The 18908-nt window shown below is 38.5% G+C and carries 16 protein-coding genes; 14 read left to right on the forward strand and 2 right to left on the reverse strand.

Annotated features, from left to right (window positions below):
* Positions 1-131 precede the first annotated feature (131 nt).
* The 3 genes from FUA48_RS01480 to pruA all read left to right on the forward strand — a co-directional run bounded on the left by FUA48_RS01480 (position 132) and on the right by pruA (position 3637).
* A complete protein-coding gene (locus FUA48_RS01480; protein ID WP_147581788.1) occupies positions 132-1403 on the forward strand; it encodes a type IX secretion system plug protein in 1272 nt (423 codons plus the stop codon).
* A gap of 103 nt (positions 1404-1506) precedes the next feature.
* Positions 1507-1893, forward strand: a complete 387-nt coding sequence (gene apaG / locus FUA48_RS01485) for a Co2+/Mg2+ efflux protein ApaG (RefSeq protein WP_129752305.1) — start codon at positions 1507-1509, stop codon at positions 1891-1893.
* Between the two features lie 112 nt (positions 1894-2005).
* Positions 2006-3637 (forward strand): L-glutamate gamma-semialdehyde dehydrogenase, encoded by a 1632-nt coding sequence (gene pruA / locus FUA48_RS01490; protein ID WP_147581789.1) that lies wholly within the window; start codon positions 2006-2008, stop codon positions 3635-3637.
* A 40-nt stretch (positions 3638-3677) separates the two neighbouring features.
* Here the strand turns inward: pruA and rsmG are convergent, their stop codons facing one another.
* A complete protein-coding gene (rsmG, locus tag FUA48_RS01495) occupies positions 3678-4307 on the reverse strand; it encodes a 16S rRNA (guanine(527)-N(7))-methyltransferase RsmG (RefSeq protein WP_147581790.1) in 630 nt (209 codons plus the stop codon).
* Positions 4308-4423: 116 nt separating this feature from the next.
* Here rsmG and FUA48_RS01500 point away from each other — a divergent pair, with 116 nt between their 5' ends.
* From FUA48_RS01500 to purT, 3 genes are read left to right on the forward strand one after another with little or no spacing between them, the layout of a single operon-like run.
* A complete protein-coding gene (locus tag FUA48_RS01500; protein WP_147581791.1) occupies positions 4424-5518 on the forward strand; it encodes a fatty acid desaturase family protein in 1095 nt (364 codons plus the stop codon).
* A gap of 30 nt (positions 5519-5548) precedes the next feature.
* Positions 5549-6733, forward strand: a complete 1185-nt coding sequence (locus tag FUA48_RS01505; RefSeq protein ID WP_147581792.1) for a pyridoxal phosphate-dependent aminotransferase — start codon at positions 5549-5551, stop codon at positions 6731-6733.
* Positions 6734-6793: 60 nt separating this feature from the next.
* The gene (gene purT / locus FUA48_RS01510; protein WP_147581793.1) at positions 6794-7960 is read left to right on the forward strand and encodes a formate-dependent phosphoribosylglycinamide formyltransferase; all 1167 of its coding nucleotides are present in this window, start codon (positions 6794-6796) and stop codon (positions 7958-7960) included.
* Positions 7961-8003: 43 nt separating this feature from the next.
* On the opposite strand, the gene FUA48_RS01515 is transcribed toward purT, so the two are convergent.
* The gene (locus FUA48_RS01515) at positions 8004-9635 is read right to left on the reverse strand and encodes a hypothetical protein (RefSeq protein WP_147581794.1); all 1632 of its coding nucleotides are present in this window, start codon (positions 9633-9635) and stop codon (positions 8004-8006) included.
* 189 nt (positions 9636-9824) lie between these two features.
* Here FUA48_RS01515 and FUA48_RS01520 point away from each other — a divergent pair, with 189 nt between their 5' ends.
* The 8 genes from FUA48_RS01520 (at position 9825) to FUA48_RS01560 (ending at position 18905) form a co-directional block, all read left to right on the forward strand.
* The gene (locus tag FUA48_RS01520) at positions 9825-10499 is read left to right on the forward strand and encodes a response regulator transcription factor (protein WP_147581795.1); all 675 of its coding nucleotides are present in this window, start codon (positions 9825-9827) and stop codon (positions 10497-10499) included.
* 4 nt (positions 10500-10503) lie between these two features.
* On the forward strand, positions 10504-11898 hold the full coding sequence (locus FUA48_RS01525) for a sensor histidine kinase (protein ID WP_147581796.1): 1395 nt from the start codon (positions 10504-10506) through the stop codon (positions 11896-11898).
* 79 nt (positions 11899-11977) lie between these two features.
* Positions 11978-12697, forward strand: coding sequence for a hypothetical protein (locus FUA48_RS01535; protein WP_240732523.1), 720 nt, complete (start codon positions 11978-11980; stop codon positions 12695-12697).
* A gap of 11 nt (positions 12698-12708) precedes the next feature.
* Positions 12709-13659, forward strand: coding sequence for a bestrophin family protein (locus FUA48_RS01540; RefSeq protein WP_147581799.1), 951 nt, complete (start codon positions 12709-12711; stop codon positions 13657-13659).
* 124 nt (positions 13660-13783) lie between these two features.
* Complete coding sequence (gene fabD, locus FUA48_RS01545) at positions 13784-14659, forward strand: ACP S-malonyltransferase (protein ID WP_147581800.1); 876 nt, start codon at positions 13784-13786, stop codon at positions 14657-14659.
* 56 nt (positions 14660-14715) lie between these two features.
* Positions 14716-15147 (forward strand): PH domain-containing protein, encoded by a 432-nt coding sequence (locus FUA48_RS01550; RefSeq protein WP_147581801.1) that lies wholly within the window; start codon positions 14716-14718, stop codon positions 15145-15147.
* On the forward strand, positions 15144-17882 hold the full coding sequence (locus FUA48_RS01555) for a DEAD/DEAH box helicase family protein (RefSeq protein ID WP_147581802.1): 2739 nt from the start codon (positions 15144-15146) through the stop codon (positions 17880-17882). The genes FUA48_RS01550 and FUA48_RS01555 overlap by 4 nt, the downstream gene beginning before the upstream one ends.
* 72 nt (positions 17883-17954) lie before the next feature.
* A complete protein-coding gene (locus FUA48_RS01560; protein ID WP_147581803.1) occupies positions 17955-18905 on the forward strand; it encodes a hypothetical protein in 951 nt (316 codons plus the stop codon).
* The last annotated feature ends 3 nt before the right edge of the window (positions 18906-18908 follow it).

Genomic DNA, 18908 nt, shown 5'->3' on the forward strand with positions numbered 1-18908 from the left:
ATTTATTGCTTATCGTTCATAGCAAGTATCTGAGTGTTAAAATAAATTTTAAGAATCCTAAACCTCTCTTATCTGCTTGTATATAATATATTTGCCTATATTTACGTTCGTTAAATAATATTATTTAAGACATGCTTAAAGCACATATACGACTTGTTTTTCTAGTTCTGTTTTTACAATTACCACATATAACTAAAGCACAAATGCAGGTGCTTCAGGAAGTAGCCCCTCCTTATAACATTAAGACGGCTTCATTTATGAAAAACGGAGAAAACGTATATCCTTTCTTTAGGTTAGGAGACAATTTCCAGTTTGTGTTTGATGATCTTTTTGGCAATGAGGCCAACTACTACTATACACTTACGCATTGTAATTACGACTGGACCAAGTCTCAGTTGACAGTTAATGAATATCTTACAGGGTTTGACAGCCAGCGTATACAGACTTACCAAAACTCGTTTAATACACTGCAAATCTATTCGCATTACACATTAACCTTCCCTAATAAGTTTACTTCAATACGACTAACTGGAAACTACATACTTAACATACTTAACGAAGACAGAGAAGTTATACTATCCAGGCGCTTTATAGTATATGAAGAGAAGGTGGCTGTACCCCTACAGGTAAAAAGAGCAAGGGGAATGAATGAAAGAGATGAAGCACACAATATGGACTTTTCCATTAAGACCAATTCCTTTATTTTCCAGATGCCGTTACAGAATGTAAAGGTGGGAATCTTTCAAAACGGCAGGTTTGACAATGCCATATACAACATTAAGCCGCAATACACCATAGGCAACGACCTTATTTACAGATACGACAAGGAAACACAATTTTGGGCCGGTAATGAATACCTCTATTTTGACAATAAGGATATACGGAATGCCGTAAACAATATTGCAAGAGTAACCAGCGGTGAGATATACAACAACATCCTTTATACAAATGAGGCACGTGCTAACAAGCCCTACACTTATTATCCGGACATTAACGGAAACTTTGTTCCTAACAATATTAACCTTAGTGTTACTGATGTCACCTTGGAGTCGGACTATGCATGGATATTCTTTAAATTTGAAGCTCCTACTTTCTTTGAAAAGGAAGACATCTATATAGGCGGTATGTTTAATAACTATGCCAAAACAAATGAATACAAAATGGAGTATAACGAAAAAACGGGCACATATGAAAAAGCCGTAATGATAAAACAGGGCTTTACTAACTATATGTATATTGCTGCCAATGCTAAAGGAAAGGTGGACGGTAAGAATGCTCCCGACGGTAATTTTTTCCAAACCGAGAACGATTATAACATTTTAGTATACTACAGAGAGAACAACGAACGTTATGATAGGGTGATTGGTTACGGATACGCCAATTCAGAAGATATTATAAACTAAATATCAGTTAGTTAAAAAATTCTTTCTGATAATTTAATATCTTAAATAAATCTAAAACAATAATTAATTCGTATTTTTGTTAGGCAATTTGGTTATGCAACATATGGTAACACAAATAACAAGAGGCATAAAGATTTCGGTTTCTACTAGTTTTGAAGGCACTTACTTTAAAAACTACAAGATTCATTTTGCCTTTACTTATGAGGTAACTATAGAAAACCAAAGCAAAGATTCCGTACAGTTAAATTCCCGCCACTGGGAAATTTACGACTCCCTTAATGATATTGAAATTGTAGACGGTGAAGGTGTAATAGGCAAAAAACCTGTTTTAAAACCGGGCGAAAAACACACTTACAGCTCCGGCTGTCTTTTGGCTTCTCCTTTTGGAGCTATGAGGGGTTATTTCAATATGATTAACTTTACCTCTACCCGAACTTTCAGGGTAATTATACCTACTTTCAGGTTAAGTGCTCCTTTTGCCCTTAATTAAAGTATTTTCAGGCATACCTGTTTATCAGTGATTTTTTTGCAATTAAAGAGCAGATTATTTCCGTATATTTGCATTACTAAAAATTTTTTAATTGCTTAAATTATAAATTATTATGCCAAAAGGAATTTACAACGTACCCGAGGCTTTTAACGAACCCGTTAAATCTTATGCTCCCGGCACACCGGAAAGAGAGCAGGTACTGGTCACTTTTAAAGAACTTTACAACACTACAGTTGATGTACCTTTATATATAGGTACGGAAGAAATCCGTACAGGGAAAACAAAAACAATAAACCCTCCTTTTGACCACAAAAAAACAGTAGGTACTTACCATGAAGCAGAAAAAGAGCATGTGGTAAAAGCTATTGAAACTGCACTTGAAGCCCGTAAAAAATGGGCATCAATGGCATGGGAACAAAGAGCTTCTATCTTCCTTAAGGCAGCTGAGCTTTTAGCCGGACCTTACCGTGCAAAAATAAATGCTGCTACCATGATAGCCCAGGCTAAAACGGTTCATCAGGCAGAAATTGATGCTGCTTGTGAATTTATTGACTTCCTGCGTTTTAATGTAGAGTTTATGACACAGATATATGCAGAACAGCCTGTATCTTCTGAAGGAATATGGAACAGAATGGAGCACCGTCCGCTGGAAGGATTCATTTATGCCATCACTCCGTTTAACTTTACTGCTATTGCCGGTAACCTTCCTGCCTCTCCTGCCCTAATGGGTAACGTAGTGGTATGGAAACCAAGTGCCGCTCAGGTTTACAGCGCTAATGTAATTATGGAAGTATTTAAACTTGCAGGATTACCTGACGGTGTAATAAATATGGTACACGGTGACCCTGTTATGATTACAGATACACTTTTAGAAAGCCCTGATTTTGCAGGAATACACTATACCGGTTCTACAGCCGTATTTAATGGTATTTGGGCAAAAATAGGTCAGAATATGGGTAAAGGCATTTACAAAACCTACCCAAGAATAGTAGGTGAAACAGGAGGTAAAGACTTTGTTCTTGCTCACCCTTCATCTATACCAGCGCAGGTTGCAACAGGCCTTTCAAGAGGTGCTTTTGAGTTCCAGGGACAAAAATGTTCTGCCGCTTCAAGAGCTTATATCCCTCAATCAATATGGCCGGCAGTAAAAGACCAGCTTGTTGCTGATATCGCTTCAATGAAAATGGGTTCTCCGGAAGATCTTTCCAACTTCATTACCTGTGTAATACATGAAGGTTCTTTTGATAAGCTTGCAAAATATATTGATGCAGCTAAAAACTCTCCTGAAGCCGAAATTATTGCGGGTGGTAAGTATGATAAATCTGTAGGTTACTTTATTGAGCCAACAGTTATCGTAACTACAAACCCTCAATATGAGACTATGCACACTGAGCTTTTTGGCCCGGTACTTACAATATATGTTTATGAGGATGCTAAATGGGAAGAGACACTTAAACTTGTAGATGAAACTTCTCCATACGCTTTAACGGGAGCAATTTTCAGTCAGGATCGTTATGCTATAGAGCAGGCTACAAAAGCGCTTGAAAACTGCGCAGGTAACTTCTACATAAACGACAAACCAACAGGTGCAGTTGTAGGACAACAGCCTTTTGGTGGTGCAAGAGCATCAGGAACTAACGACAAGGCGGGTTCAATCCTTAACCTTTTACGTTGGGTTTCTCCAAGAACAATTAAAGAAACATTTGTTCCGCCAACAGATTACAGATATCCTTTCTTAGGATAACATCATAAAAAAAGGCTTCCGAAACGGAAGCCTTTTTCTTTTATACTTTATATTTCATTGCCAGGTGTACTACCTTTTTGGTCTCAAAAAATTCATCATCAAAAAACTCTGAAAGATCATAAAGCGTAGTTCTCTGGAAAACAGAAAGCTCTTCTGTAAGATCTCCTCCTTTTAGATAAAGAATCCCGTTTGGCAAATCATGATTCTGGTCTTTCTTCACCTTACCCCTAACCCACTTTACAAAATCAGGCATATTGGTAACGGCGCGGCTCACAATAAAGTCAAACTCCTTATTTACCTTTTCAGCACGCATTTGCTCGGCTTTTACATTCTTAAGTCCAAGTCCGGCAGCTACCTCGTTAACTACTTTTATCTTTTTTGCAATTACGTCTATTAGATAGAAATTGGTTTCAGGAAAAAGTATTGCAAGCGGTATTCCCGGAAATCCTCCTCCGGTTCCTACGTCCATCACATCGGCATCCGGCTTAAACTTCATAACTTTAGCAATACCAAGCGAGTGCAATACATGTTTAGTATACAGTGACTCGATATCCTTTCTGGAAATAACATTAATTTTTGCATTCCATTCGGTATAAAGTTGTTCCAGTTTTGCGAATTGCTCTTTTTGCTTTTCGGTCAGATCCGGAAAATATCTAACAATCTCCTCCATCAATTTTAATTTTAGGCAAAAGTAAGCATTTTAAGCGCTAATTTTTACATCATTTTTTTCGTTTTGCTACTCATTAATAATTACCTTTGAAGCTTCTAGATTTGAAATATAAATACATGAATATCAACACTCCCGTTTTTTCTAAAAACGACTCAATAAAATTTTTCAGGACTCTAAACAAACGCGTAAACGACTACTTTAAAGAAAATAACCTGAAAAAAACCGGAAACTGGCAGCTGCATCTAAAAGCAATCGTAATGTTTGCCCTGTTTTTGGCTCCCTATTTTTTAATACTGACACTTAACCTGCCTGTTTGGGCACAGTTCCTTTTAACCATTGTTATGGGAGTAGGTATGGCCGGTGTGGGCATGAACGTAATGCACGACGGTAACCATGGATCATACTCTTCTAAATCGTGGTTAAATAACTTTATGGGCGGCAGTATTTACATTCTTGCCGGAAACGTATACAACTGGCAGGTACAGCACAATGTGCTTCACCACACGTATACTAACATTCACGGGCACGACGAAGATCTTGATGCCGGAAGGGTAATACGTTTTTCACAAAGTGCAACATGGAGAAGGTTCCACAAATTTCAGCATTACTACTCCATTTTCCTTTATGGACTGCTTACTTTTAACTGGGCTATTACAACCGATATAAAACAAATGAGAAGGTACATTAAAAAGGGGCTTTCTTATGGTAAATTCCAGAGTCCGGTTAAACAATGGACAGTACTGGTAGTAACAAAACTTATTTATGTTGTGGTATGGCTTGCCATCCCTATGATTTTAGGCATTACATGGTGGAAAGTACTTATAGGCTTTTTTGTGATGCACTACACTGCCGGACTTATTTTAAGCGTGGTTTTCCAGTTGGCACACGTGGTTGAAGAAACCGACAACCCTATACCGGGAGAGAACGGTGAGATAGAAAACACATGGGCAATACACCAGCTTTATACAACTGCCAATTTTGCTCCTAGAAACAAAATTGTAAACTGGTTTACCGGAGGATTAAACCACCAGATAGAACATCATATTTTTCCAAACATAAGCCATATTCATTATGGTGCTATTGCAAAAATCGTAAAACAAACCGCTAAAGAGCACAACCTGCCTTACCATGAGTTTAAAACCATGCGCAGCGCAATAGCGGCACACTTTAAGCATCTAAAAGAGCTGGGCATGAAACCCGCATTAAATTAATATTTTAAGTCAATTAAACACAGTACGACGATGAATCAGCTTTCTGACAGGATCAATAATCTGTCTACCTCACAAACGCTTGCTATGGCAGCAAAAGCCAGAGAGCTAAAAGCACAGGGAAAAGATATTATAAGCCTTAGCCTTGGCGAACCGGATTTTAATACTCCGGATTTTATTAAAGAAGCGGCTAAAAAAGCCATTGACGAAAACTACAGCGCTTATACACCGGTAGACGGTTATGTTGAGCTTAAAGAAGCTATTTGCCGTAAGTTTAAAAGAGATAACGGTCTTGATTATACACCGTCTCAAATTGTTGTTTCAACAGGTGCAAAACAATCACTTTACAACATTGCACAGGTAATGCTTAATGATGGTGATGAGGTGTTACTACCTGCCCCATACTGGGTAAGCTATGTAGAGATTGTTAAGCTATCAGGAGGTGTACCGGTTGAGGTACCTACTTCGGTAGAGACTGATTTTAAAATGACTGCAGAGCAGCTTGAGGCAGCTATTACGCCTAAAACAAAAATGATGTGGTTTAGCTCTCCCTGTAACCCAAGTGGTTCAGTTTACAGCCGTGAGGAGCTTACCGCTATCGCTAAAGTATTAGAAAAATACCCTAACATATACATTGTATCTGATGAGATTTATGAGCACATTAACTACTCAGGTACATTTTGCAGTATAGGTTCTATACCGGGAATGCTGGAAAGAACAATTACCGTAAACGGTGTGGCAAAAGCTTTTGCCATGACAGGATGGAGAATTGGCTACATAGGCGCTCCTGAGTTTATTGCCAAAGCATGTACAAAAATACAGGGACAGGTAACAAGTGGTGCTAACAGTATCGCTCAGCGTGCTACTATTGCTGCTGTTGATGCCGATCCTTCTGCTATTAAATACATGGTTGACGCTTTCCATAAGCGCAGGGATTTAGTTATCGGCCTTGCTCAGGAAATTCCGGGCTTTAAACTAAACGTACCGGAAGGCGCATTTTATGTTTTCCCTGACGTGTCTTACTACTTTGGTAAAACATTAAACGGAGTGGAAATTAAAAATGCAGACGATTTCTCTATGTACCTGTTAGAGCATGCTAATGTGGCTACCGTAACAGGAGATGCATTTGGCAACCCTAACTGTATCCGTTTCTCTTATGCTACAAGCGAAGAGCAACTGATTGAAGCTTTACGAAGAATTAAAGAAGCACTTGCTTAATACAAAATACTGCCCTGCCTAAAGCAGGGCTTTTTGATTATATAGTACATTATAAGGAATATGCAGAAAAAAATACTTTTATTAGGTTCAGGAGAATTAGGTAAAGAGTTTGTAATCGCAGCACAGCGTATTGGCCAGACCGTAATAGCTGTAGACAGCTACGAAGGCGCTCCTGCCATGCAGGTAGCCGATGGTTTTGAGGTTATCAATATGCTTGACGGCGCTGCTCTTGATGCGGTTGTAGCAAAACACAATCCTGATTTTATAGTTCCTGAAATTGAAGCGATAAGAACAGAGCGTTTTTACGATTATGAAAAACAGGGCATTACTGTAGTGCCATCTGCAAAGGCAGCTAACTTTACCATGAACCGTAAAGCAATACGTGACCTTGCAGCAAAAGACCTTGGCCTGCGTACGGCTAACTACCGTTATGCTACCTCTGCCGAAGAGCTTGAGAAAGCGGTAAGCGAAGTAGGTATGCCATGTGTGGTAAAGCCACTTATGTCCTCTTCAGGTAAAGGGCAGTCTACCATTAAAACACAGGAGGATATTGAAAAAGCATGGAAATATGCTGTAGAAGGTTCCCGTGGTGATGTGGTAGAAGTTATTGTTGAGGCTTTCGTAAACTTCCATTCAGAAATTACATTACTTACTGTTACCCAAAACAACAACCCTACCCTGTTTTGTGCACCAATAGGCCACAGACAGGAACGTGGTGATTATCAGGAAAGCTGGCAGCCTGCAAGGGTAAGTGATAAGGATATTGCAGAAGCTCAGGATATGGCTCGCAAAGTTACCGAAGCTTTAGGCGGGGCAGGAATATTTGGTGTGGAGTTTTTCCTTACGGATGAAGGAGTTTACTTTTCTGAACTATCACCAAGACCTCACGACACAGGTATGGTAACACTGGCAGGGACTCAAAACTTTAATGAGTTTGAACTGCACTTAAGAACCATATTAAGCTTACCAATAGCCGAAATCACGTTAGAAAGAAACGGTGCAAGCGCCGTTATACTAGCCTCAGAAAATAGTAACAACCCTACTTTTAACGGAGTGGAAAAGATTGCTGCTTTACCTAAAACCGATTTCAGGTTATTTGGCAAACCAACATCACGCCCTTACCGCAGGATGGGTGTAGCATTGACGTATGATAATACTGATACTCCGGTAGAAACTATAGTTGAAAAAGCTATTGCAGCGGCTGCAATAGTAAAAGTAAACGCATAAAAAATACAACAATAAAAAAAGGCCGGGTAAACCCGGCCTTTTTTTATTTCTTAATTCCCAACTTGAGATTATCAAAAGTGGAAACGTTTATTACATCTTCCACATCATTATCAAAAGATATACTTATACTGTCACCTTCCTTTGTCACAGGAAGCTCATTAGACAATTGTGACGAGGCTATAAATATTTTAGGACTGCCATTAACGGTAAAGTAATAAAAACTGTTACCGTTTTTAATATCACTCTGTATCCTCGTCACTGTAGTACTAAGATTTGTTCGGGTATCAACCGCATCTGGGTTTATCCTGTTACCAGACATATTATATACATTCTTGTAAGCCATAAGAGCTTCAGACATGGTATTGCCCACTCCCACTATCGTATAATCGCCAATAGCAACCATAGCATACATTTTTACCAGTCCGCCACCATCTTTTAAGGTCATAACATAAGTTGGTATACCATTAATGGTATAAGGAACAGGCAATGAGGCGTGGTAACGTTTTTCCTGAACCTTACCTTCTGCCGATTTTTGCGCAGCATATTCCGTTGCACCGCTTTGTTTATAGAAGGTCGTTTCCTTTGTACGGGTATCTACCAGCACAAATCCTACTGCCGACTCATCCTTACCTACAGATGACACTCCCGTGTACCAGTAAGGGCGACCGTCTTTACCATAAACCAAAGTAAGGTCTTCGGTAATCATAAGCTTATCTTCATTACTCCAGTTCCAGTAACCGTGAACATACTCACCCCAATCGGAAAGTTGGTCAATTACAAAAGATATAGGCTGTATCCTGTCTATCCACGCCGGGGTATCAGCTATACCATACTCTTTCAAGTCACCTGTCTGCGCATCAATTACGACCACACCATCAGCATCATTACCTGAAAAACCTACCCTCTTTTTATACTTTGTAGCAACCCAAAACGGTTTACCTGCATCATCCACTTCAAAAGTAAAATCGGTAAGTCCTGTAGTAGCATATCCGTTAAAATAAGCATGTCTGTCTACCCTGCTCCCAAAGAAAGCCTCAGGCTGATACTTAATTTTAATATCCTTTCCGTCAAGATTCTGCACCAATCTCACATCACGCTCATTTGTAGCCGACACCATTACATAACCATCGGTACCCTCAGTATTATTAAGCCATTTAAAAAATCCCGAATGCAATAGCGGTGCTACCCAAAATAAATCGTCTCCCACCTTTTGGATAAAAAACTCTCCCAGTTCGCTTTTACTGCCTAATGCAGGATCTGAACCTATTATTTTTTCCCCTAACAATGATGCCAGTTTTTCATCTACTACCCTTACCTTATTAATAGCTATAGGCGCAATATGATTTGCCATCTCGTTACCTATTTTAACCTCCCCTATCAGCTCCCTATAGGACTGATTGTAAAATATAGGTGCACTTGTTACAAAAGGCAACACAATAACATAAATAAGAAGTATTGGTACAATCCTGAAAAGTATCTTTTGCAGGCTGCCAAATTTAAACTTCAGCTTATTGTTCGTGGTATAAGCTTTAGCGGTAAGTAAATTGAGTAAAAGAATTAGGAATATAAGTATAACTGCAAATCCGGTAAACCTGTAATTTATAACCGGAAGTGCCAGATAAAAAATTAAAAATCCTGTTAGCAATACAAATATTGCTGCGACTGTCCTTTTCATAATCGTTATTTGGTTTGTTTCCTTATAAGTAGCACATACCTTTAAAACGTTACATTTTTCAGGAGATAATTCAGTATTAGCTTATACAACAGCCATTCTACTATAAATGTGATAAAAATCCTTCATTAAAAGTTATTTGCAATTATTTAAGATTTCAATTCTTACTTTTGTATAAATGTCCTTGCACATATGAAACTGCTTATAGTAGAAGATGAACCTCAACTTTTATCGGTTATCCGTAAAGGCCTCTCTGAAAAAAATTATGATGTGAGCGCTGCCATGGATGGTACTACCGCACTGGAAATGATTAACGACAATCATTTTGATGTTGTGGTATTAGACCTTATGCTACCGGACATTAACGGCATTGAAATATGCAGGAGACTGAGAAACGCAGGTAATTTTGTACCTATTTTAATGCTTACCGCTTTAGGAAGCAGCGAGAATATTGTTACCGGGCTTAATGCCGGTGCCGATGATTATATGGCAAAGCCTTTTAAGTTTACCGAACTTGAAGCCCGAATCAATGCACTTGCCCGCAGAGCCGGACAGGAACAGAAACCAGTCGAGATTATTACTATAGATAACCTTGAAATTGACAGAAGGGCAAAAACAGTAAAACGTGAAGGAGAACTGATAGCACTTACCGCAAAAGAGTTTAAGCTTTTGTACTACCTGGCCAAGAATACAGGAATTACTTTATCCCGCGAAAAGATACTGGACAACGTTTGGAACATAAATTTTGACATGAACACCAATGTTGTTGATGTATATATAAATTACCTTAGAAAGAAGATTGACAAGCCTTATTCGGTTAAACTGATACATACTATAAAAGGCCTTGGTTATGTTTTAAAGCCCTAAACAAATGCAGATTAAAAAGAAAATTACAGTTACATACATCGTTCTTTCGGGAGTAAGCACACTGGCACTATGCCTTGTTGTGTTTTTTCTTTTTAAGCAAAATAACCAGTACTACTTTTTAAAAAGGCTTCAGGACAGGGCAAAGATTGTCGCTTCTATCCATTACCAGCATGACCCCGTCAAGGCAGCTTACTACAAGAACCTTAAGGCAAATGGTCTCGAAGAGCTTATCAACGAAAATGATTTTGTACTTAAGGTAAACGGAGAAAACACCTTTGAATACAATACTGAACTTAACCTTCCACCAGAGTTTTATGCCGAAGTGATGAGGGAGCAATCGGGATGGACTGTAGATAGCGATCATCAATACTATTATGCTCAGATTTTTAACGAATCGGGACAGCGTTATATGGTTATCGTTACCGCACGCGACAGAAGGGGTAATACCAGTTTAATATACATAACCCGCATACTTATTTTTGGCGGACTTGCCTTTATAATAATAGCATATTTCTTCGGCCGATTTCTTGCTGCAAGGTTTATTAATCCCGTTTCGCGTATTAATAAGGAAGTTAAGCGTATTAGCGCTTCTAACCTGCACAACCGCCTGCCGGACATAAAGGACTCGGACGAAATTGCCGATCTCACCCGTACCTTTAATGATATGCTGGACAGGCTGGAAACCTCTTTTGAGATTCAGGCTAATTTTATTAATAATGCTTCCCATGAACTGAAGACGCCTATAACTACTATTATGGCCGAAACAGAGATTGCATTATTAAAAGAAAGAGAAGCCGAAGAATATATAACCACATTAGAAAACATTAATAAACAGGCCAGCCGACTGGGCAATCTTACCGAAAGCTTATTAAAACTTACCCAAACGGGATATGACGGTAAAAAACAGGTTCAGGATATTGCACGCATTGATGAAATACTTATGGATGTTAAGTGTGATATTGATAAAATATATCCGCAAAACAGGGTTACTATCAATCTTAAAAACATTCCGGAAGATGATTCTCTATTGGTATTACCCTGTAATAGGCCATTATTGGAGCTTGCCATTGGTAACATCATCACAAACGGGGTAAAATATTCTGATAACGAAGAGGTATTCGTGAGTCTTAGGGCCGACAAGGAAGCCATTACCATAAGCATAACCGATATCGGTATCGGTATCCCGCCGGAAGATATCCCTTATCTTTATGAACCTTTTTTTAGGGGTAAAAAGGCTGCCTTAAAGTATGCAGGCTACGGATTAGGGCTGCCATTGGCCATGAAAATTATCCGAATGCATGGCGGCGAGCTCATTATTCAGTCTGAACCAGGAAAAGGTACCGTAGTGAATATTGTATTCACAATCTCCAACATTAAAAATTCTAATTTTAATTCTTAAGAAATTCTAATATTGTTTTAAATCGCTTCTAAGATTAGGGCTGTTGTTTTGTATGTATAAACTATAAGATTTATGCATTATGAAAAACATTATAATCCCAACAACGATTGAAGATGATACATTAACCGCTGTTAAAACAGCAGTTAAATATGCTACGGGAAAAAACTGCAGCATAGTGCTTATGTTACTCCAAAAAATACCCGACACTTATTCTGCCTCTCAATTTTTAAGGGAGACTTCTCCTATGTATACGGCAGCCCAAAGTGAAATCATTCAAAAATGCAGGGAAACTGTAGCTAATACTCACAATTGCAGATTAGTAATACATAATCAGTATGGTATTTCGGGACCTTTATTAAAAAACTTAATGGAATACCTGGCTACAGACCTGGTAATACTTACCCCTTCCTATAAGGCAGAGAAAAATAGCCTTCATTCCTATTGTATACAGTTGCTGTTAAACAGTAAATATCCGCTGCTTCATTTAAGCAACAATCCTGAAGAAAATGATTTTAATAAAGCGTTGTATTTAGAACATTCTAAAATAGAGCTTGGTATTAATGACGTTCAGAAGATTGTAAGCGAACAGTTTTCATTTAAAATAGTGAGCCAGGCCAGAATTGAGGAAAGCCTTGAAGAGATGGCCGCCCAGATTACGGAAACCATTTCCAAAAATAATATTGACATACTTATTGAAGCCCGAAAATCAGCTAAAAGAAGTTTGAGCCGAAAAGCACAGCCCGTAAATCACAACCTTGGTTTACCCGTCCTTTCGGTATATGCCGAAGTTTCAACATAAAATTAGAAATTATGCTGTTAAAGAAAAAAATACCGATGAAGTATGTAATGGGTAAGATTAGAATCGAGCTTATCCTTATACTATTGTATACTGTAGGGTTTGAGCTGGTACATCACTACTATCATGCCATTTCCATAGATATACCTATTGCGGTTCCTACAATTGTAGGTACTATTATATCGCTGCTTTTAGCCTTTAAATCCAATCAAGCTTACGACCGCTGGTGGGAAGCCCGTATTGTTTGGGGTGCTATCGTTAACGACTCAAGAACATTGATAAGACAGGTAATAGGATTTTACAAAGACCCGGATTTTTCTGTTGAGGCAAATGACTTTAAAGAACGTTTTGCCAAAAGGCAGGCGGCCTGGTGTTACAGCCTGGGGCAGTCCTTAAGAGGTAAGGATGCCGTTAAACCTATACGTTCACTGCTTAGCGAAGAGGAATACCGCTTTGTAAAGAAACACAAGCATGTCCCTAACGCATTGTTATTACTACATGCCAAAGAGCTTAAAAAAGCGAACAACGAGGAAAGGATAAACGTATACCAACAGGTAGAGATAGACAATACACTAAGTCGCCTGTGTGACAGTATGGGTAAGTGTGAGCGTATTAAAAATACGGTATTCCCTACCACATACAGTATGTATATACGTTTTACATTAGTACTGTTCCTTACCCTGTTACCGTTTGGCCTTACAGATCTTTTAGGATGGCTGCAAATACCTCTTGTTACCACAATTGGTGCTGCTTTTTTCTTAATAGAAAAAATGGCTATACACCTGCAGGATCCGTTTGAGAACAGACCTACAGATACACCTATGATTGCAATTTCAAACACTATAGAGCAAAACCTATTGCAAATGGTAAATGAATATAGAGATGAGTTTAGTGAGGAGTCTTTAGATCAAAGCCCGAAGCTTAATCATTTGCAACCGGTTAAGAACCCCTATTTCGTTCTGTAATTTTGCAGAAGTTTGGTTAGGTTAGCGTGAGCCGCCCCCTCCTCCATCGGGGCGGTTTTTTTATTGTATAGTATAGTCCTGAAAAAATCCTATTTTTGTGCAACAAAACTAAACTGAGAACAAAATGAAAGCATATGTATTTCCGGGACAGGGTGCCCAGTTTACAGGAATGGGTAAAGAGCTTTATGAAAACTCTCCCCAGGCAAAGGAATTATTTGAAAAAGCCAACGATATATTAGGTTTCCGTATTACAGACATCATGTTTGAAGGTACTGCAGAGGAACTTAAGGAAACTAAAGTAACGCAGCCTGCCGTTTTCTTACATTCGGTTATTTTGGCAAAAACCTTAGGAGACAGCTTTAAGCCGGAAATGGTTGCCGGACATTCTCTGGGTGAATTTTCTGCACTTGTAGCAGCTGGGGCACTTACTTTTGAAGACGGACTTAAACTGGTATCGCAACGTGCCATGGCAATGCAAAAAGCCTGTGAAATCACTCCAAGTACAATGGCTGCCGTATTAGGTCTTGAAGATAAAATTGTTGAAGACATTTGCGAACAGACTGAAGGTGTTGTTGTGGCTGCAAACTACAACTGTCCGGGTCAGCTTGTTATTTCAGGTGAAACTTCGGCTGTAGAAAGGGCTTGTGAAGCTTTAAAAGCTGCAGGAGCAAAAAGAGCATTAATCCTGCCTGTAGGTGGTGCTTTCCACTCGCCTATGATGGAGCCTGCAAGAGAAGAACTTGCCGCTGCTATTGAGAAAACAGTTTTCTCTGCTCCGGTTTGCCCTGTATACCAAAATGTACCGGCTACAGCAGTAAGTAATCCTGATGAAATTAAGCAAAACCTTATTATACAGCTTACGGCTCCTGTAAAATGGACTCAAAGTGTACAAAACATGATTACCGATGGTGCTACCCTGTTTACAGAGGTTGGACCGGGTAATGTACTGCAAGGTCTTGTTAAGAAGATAAACAAGGAAGCGGAGACTGCTTCAGCATAAAAAAATAAATACAACTGATCCCCTGCAATTGCGGGGGATTTTTTATTTTAGGCTTCATGAAATTCAGAAGCCGAAAAAATATCTTCTCTTATCTAATATTCGCTTTTACAGCGGCTATTATAATTTTTGCCTGCACACAGGGCTATCAGGAAGAAGGGTTCTCACTTAGCATTATTCCCCTTTATATCATCAGCCTTATAATTTTAGTTTTTCTTGGCGGGATGGCTACTACACACTACATAGTCACACCTTCTCATATAATTTACAAATGCGGTTTTATTAATGGTAAAATAGAGATAAACAACATACATGAAATTGTAAAAGGTAAGACCATGTATGTAGGCTTTAAACCGGCACTGGCAACTAAGGGACTCATTATAAAATATAATAAGTTTGACGATATTTACATCAGCCCGGAAACCAATGACACTTTTATAGAAGCTGTTTTAAAAATAAACCCCGGCATTAAAATAACACCACACCTTTGAATACATTCCCCGAAAACATCAAGTTTAAATACTCCTGGAGGAAATACCAGGAAAGGGTTCTTCATGAACTGGAAGATCATTTATACAACAGGCATCTTCATGTTATAGCACCTCCTGGGTCGGGTAAAACCATACTGGGGCTTGAAGTAATGAAAAGGCTTAACCAGCCTACACTCGTGCTTGCCCCTACTATAGCCATAAGAAACCAGTGGATACAAAGGTTTTGTGAATTGTTTCTTGATACAGACACTATCCCCGATTGGATTTCAAGGGATATTAAAAACCCAAAATTCCTTACTATAAGTACTTATCAGGGTATGCATGCCGCCTGTAACAACAGGCAGGAAAAAGAGGAGGATTACAATGAGGAAGAAGAGGAAACTTACAAAGAAGAAAAAAGCACAAACGAAAACCTTACTAAAATAGTTAACGGTCTAAAGACACAAAATGTAAAGACCATAGTAATAGATGAAGCACACCATTTAAAGAACGAATGGTGGGACACCTTAACCAAAATTAAAAAACAACTCGACCCGGTTATTGTTGCCTTAACCGCCACCCCTCCTTATGATGTAAGTCCTGGCGAGTGGCACAGGTATACCGAACTTAATGGCCCTGTAGACACAGAGATTACAGTTCCTGAGCTGGTAAAGGAAAATGACCTTTGCCCGCATCAGGATTATGTATATTTTACCCTCCCGTCAGAATCTGAAAAGGAAAGTATAGACAAGTTTAGAGATAAAGTAAAACTGGTTACCGATAAAATTAATACGGATACAGTTTTTATAGCTGCATTAGAAAGCCATCCTGTTTACAGTAATCCGTTTGAAAATCTGGAATGGATATATGACAATTTTCAGGAATACATCAACATCCTTGTTTTCCTTAACAGTATAGGAAAGGAAATCCCCTTACAACATTTTGAAGTTATAGGCGATGAAAAAGGAAGGATCCCCAAAATGGATAAAGAGAGGCTGGAAGCACTTCTTGACTTTTACCTTTTTAAGGAAAAAGTCTATTTTGAAGAACTTAAGGAACATAAAGAATCGCTTGCCAACATGCTCAGGCACTATGGCATGATGGAAAGAAAGAGCATTAAATTTGAGCTTAACCGAAAAATATCAGCAAATCTTACTTCCAGTATCAGTAAACTGGACGGGATTAAAAAAATAACCGATTTAGAGTTTTCTAATCTTAAGGATGATTTACGATTGGTTATCCTTTGCGATTTTATACGTAAAGACTTTTATACAACTGCATCTGTAAACAACAAAGAGTTGGATAAAGTAGGTGTTATGCCAACTTTTGAAAAATTAAGACGCGGCAATCCGCACAATCTTAAAATTGGAGTTTTAACAGGATCGCTTATTATTATCCCGAAAACAGCTTATAGCTCTTTTAAAGAAAAAATAGAAAAATACAACATTAGGAACATTAGCTGTTCGGCAGTTCCTTTTGATGACAATTACCTTTTAGTCACTCCAAACGAACAGTTAAAACACGACATTGTAACCATTATAACCCAAGTTTTTGAAGAAGGAGAGATACAGGCTCTTGTAGGCACAAAATCACTTTTAGGAGAAGGCTGGGATGCACCCTGCATAAACGCACTTATATTGGCCAGCTTTGTAGGCTCCTTTGTTTTATCTAACCAAATGAGGGGAAGAGCCATAAGGGCACAAAGGGGCAATAACCAAAAAACCGGAAACATATGGCATCTGGTATGTATTGACCCTACAGACATTCTTGGCGGTACCGATCTCGAAATGCTCAGAAGGCGTTTTAAAGGCTTTGTAGGAGTATCATTTAAAGACGATGAAGGAATAGAAAATGGTATAGCACGACTTGACATTCCTAAAAATTTACATCGTCCCAAGGTAATAGAAAACAAAAATGAAGAGATGTTTTCTAACGCCTTAAAAAGAGATCTTTTAAGGAAAAGATGGGAAGATGCCATAAAAAAAGGATTCAGTCTTGTTGAAGAGATTAAAATACCTTTTCTGGTACCGGAAGAGCACAAGGAAAGCAAAAAAACCTATCCGGAACTTAAAGACCTTTATTTCAATAAGACCATAGGATATTTTATAGCCCAGATTACTTTTGGAATAATGACCTATGGATCTTATGCATTACAGGGATTGGCAAAAGGAATACGTTACATTAAAAGCTGGCAGGAATTATTTATCGCCATATCTGTTTTTGGTGGAGTAGGATTTCTTGCTTACGGAAGGCAGGCGTACAAAGCCTTTAGAATGTATGTTACTTATCGCGACATAACCGAAGATATCAAACAAATAGCAAGGGCCCTTTTTGAAACTCTTGTACATGCAGGGCATATACATACTCCGCGATATAAGATTAGCCTGATAGCAGATGTTGGCCGTAAAGGAGATATTTACTGCTATCTGCAGGGAGGCACCTCTTTTGAAAAATCAATTTTTATAGAATCGCTTATGGAGATTGTTGCACCTGTAGACAGTCCCCGTTATATCATTATCAGAAAAAGTAAAAAGAACTTCCTTATCCAAAGGGACTACCATGCAGTACCTGACATTATAGGCCGAAACAAAAAAACAGCAGAGCACTTTGCCTCCTTATGGGAAAAATTTGTTGGCGATTGTGAGTTGATCTATACAAGGACTCCTGTGGGGCGAAGAATACTTTTAAAGTCAAGATTAAAATCATTATCCGCACAATTAGACCCTCAACCGGAAAGAGGTAACAAATGGAGATAAAATAACAATCCCTTAATAATAGGAAACGCAACCTTTTATAGTATTGCTAATCTTATTAGCAAAACACCAACTATGAAAAAGCTATTGGCCGTAATAGTATTACTAAGCCTTACCTCATGCGCAACAATTACAAACAAAAGAACCTACCCGTTAAAGGTAAATACCAATGCTCAAAACGCGACCGTAAAGATTTATGACAGCATTTACACAACACCTGCCGAGGTTAAGGTAAAACGCAGTATTAAACCACTTGAAATAACCCTGAATTATGATACTATTAGCCGGGTTTACAAAGCCAAGTCCAGATTAACATCTAAAGCCTATGCGTTTAACCTCATCGTCACCCCATTATATCCTGAAAGTTTATTGGTAGATGTTGTGAGTCAAAAAGGTTTCTATTATGGTAACGAACTTTTTTTAGACATTAACGACACCCTTGGCAAGGCCATAAAGTTGCCTCAAAGAAAAAAACGAGATATCACTTGGAACAAAAACAGCATCAACATTGATATATCCATACCCTATGTAAACGGATTTCTTTTTCAACCCGAAGGTGAAGGAATACAAATAGGGCTTGGTTTTTTTGGTATCAGCACAGGTGTAGAATATTTTTACAAAAACAATAAATTCGTAAAACTTAACGTAGGGGGAATTACAAACTTCGATCTACCTTTCCCTGTCCCCATAACAAATGATGGCGACGTTGAGACTTTTACTTCCGTCTATACTACCCTCACGGATAATTATCAGCTAAAGCGTTTTAGTTTGGGATATGGACTTAGTTACACCGACAACAGATGGCTTTATAATTATGGTGATGATAATTATACTAATGAAAAGAACAAAAACGAAAAAAGTAAAAACATAGGGTTATCTCTAAATGCTTACTATGATTTTGGAAAAACTTTTCACGTAGGATTTATTTATAACCCTACTCTGGTAAGCGTGTACCCTCAAACCGAATTACTATACCAGCATACCATAAGCTTTGAGATTTTATGGAAAATAAGGATAAAAAAATAAGGG

Source organism: Flavobacterium alkalisoli (assembly GCF_008000935.1).
Taxonomy (GTDB): Bacteria; Bacteroidota; Bacteroidia; order Flavobacteriales; family Flavobacteriaceae; genus Flavobacterium; species Flavobacterium alkalisoli.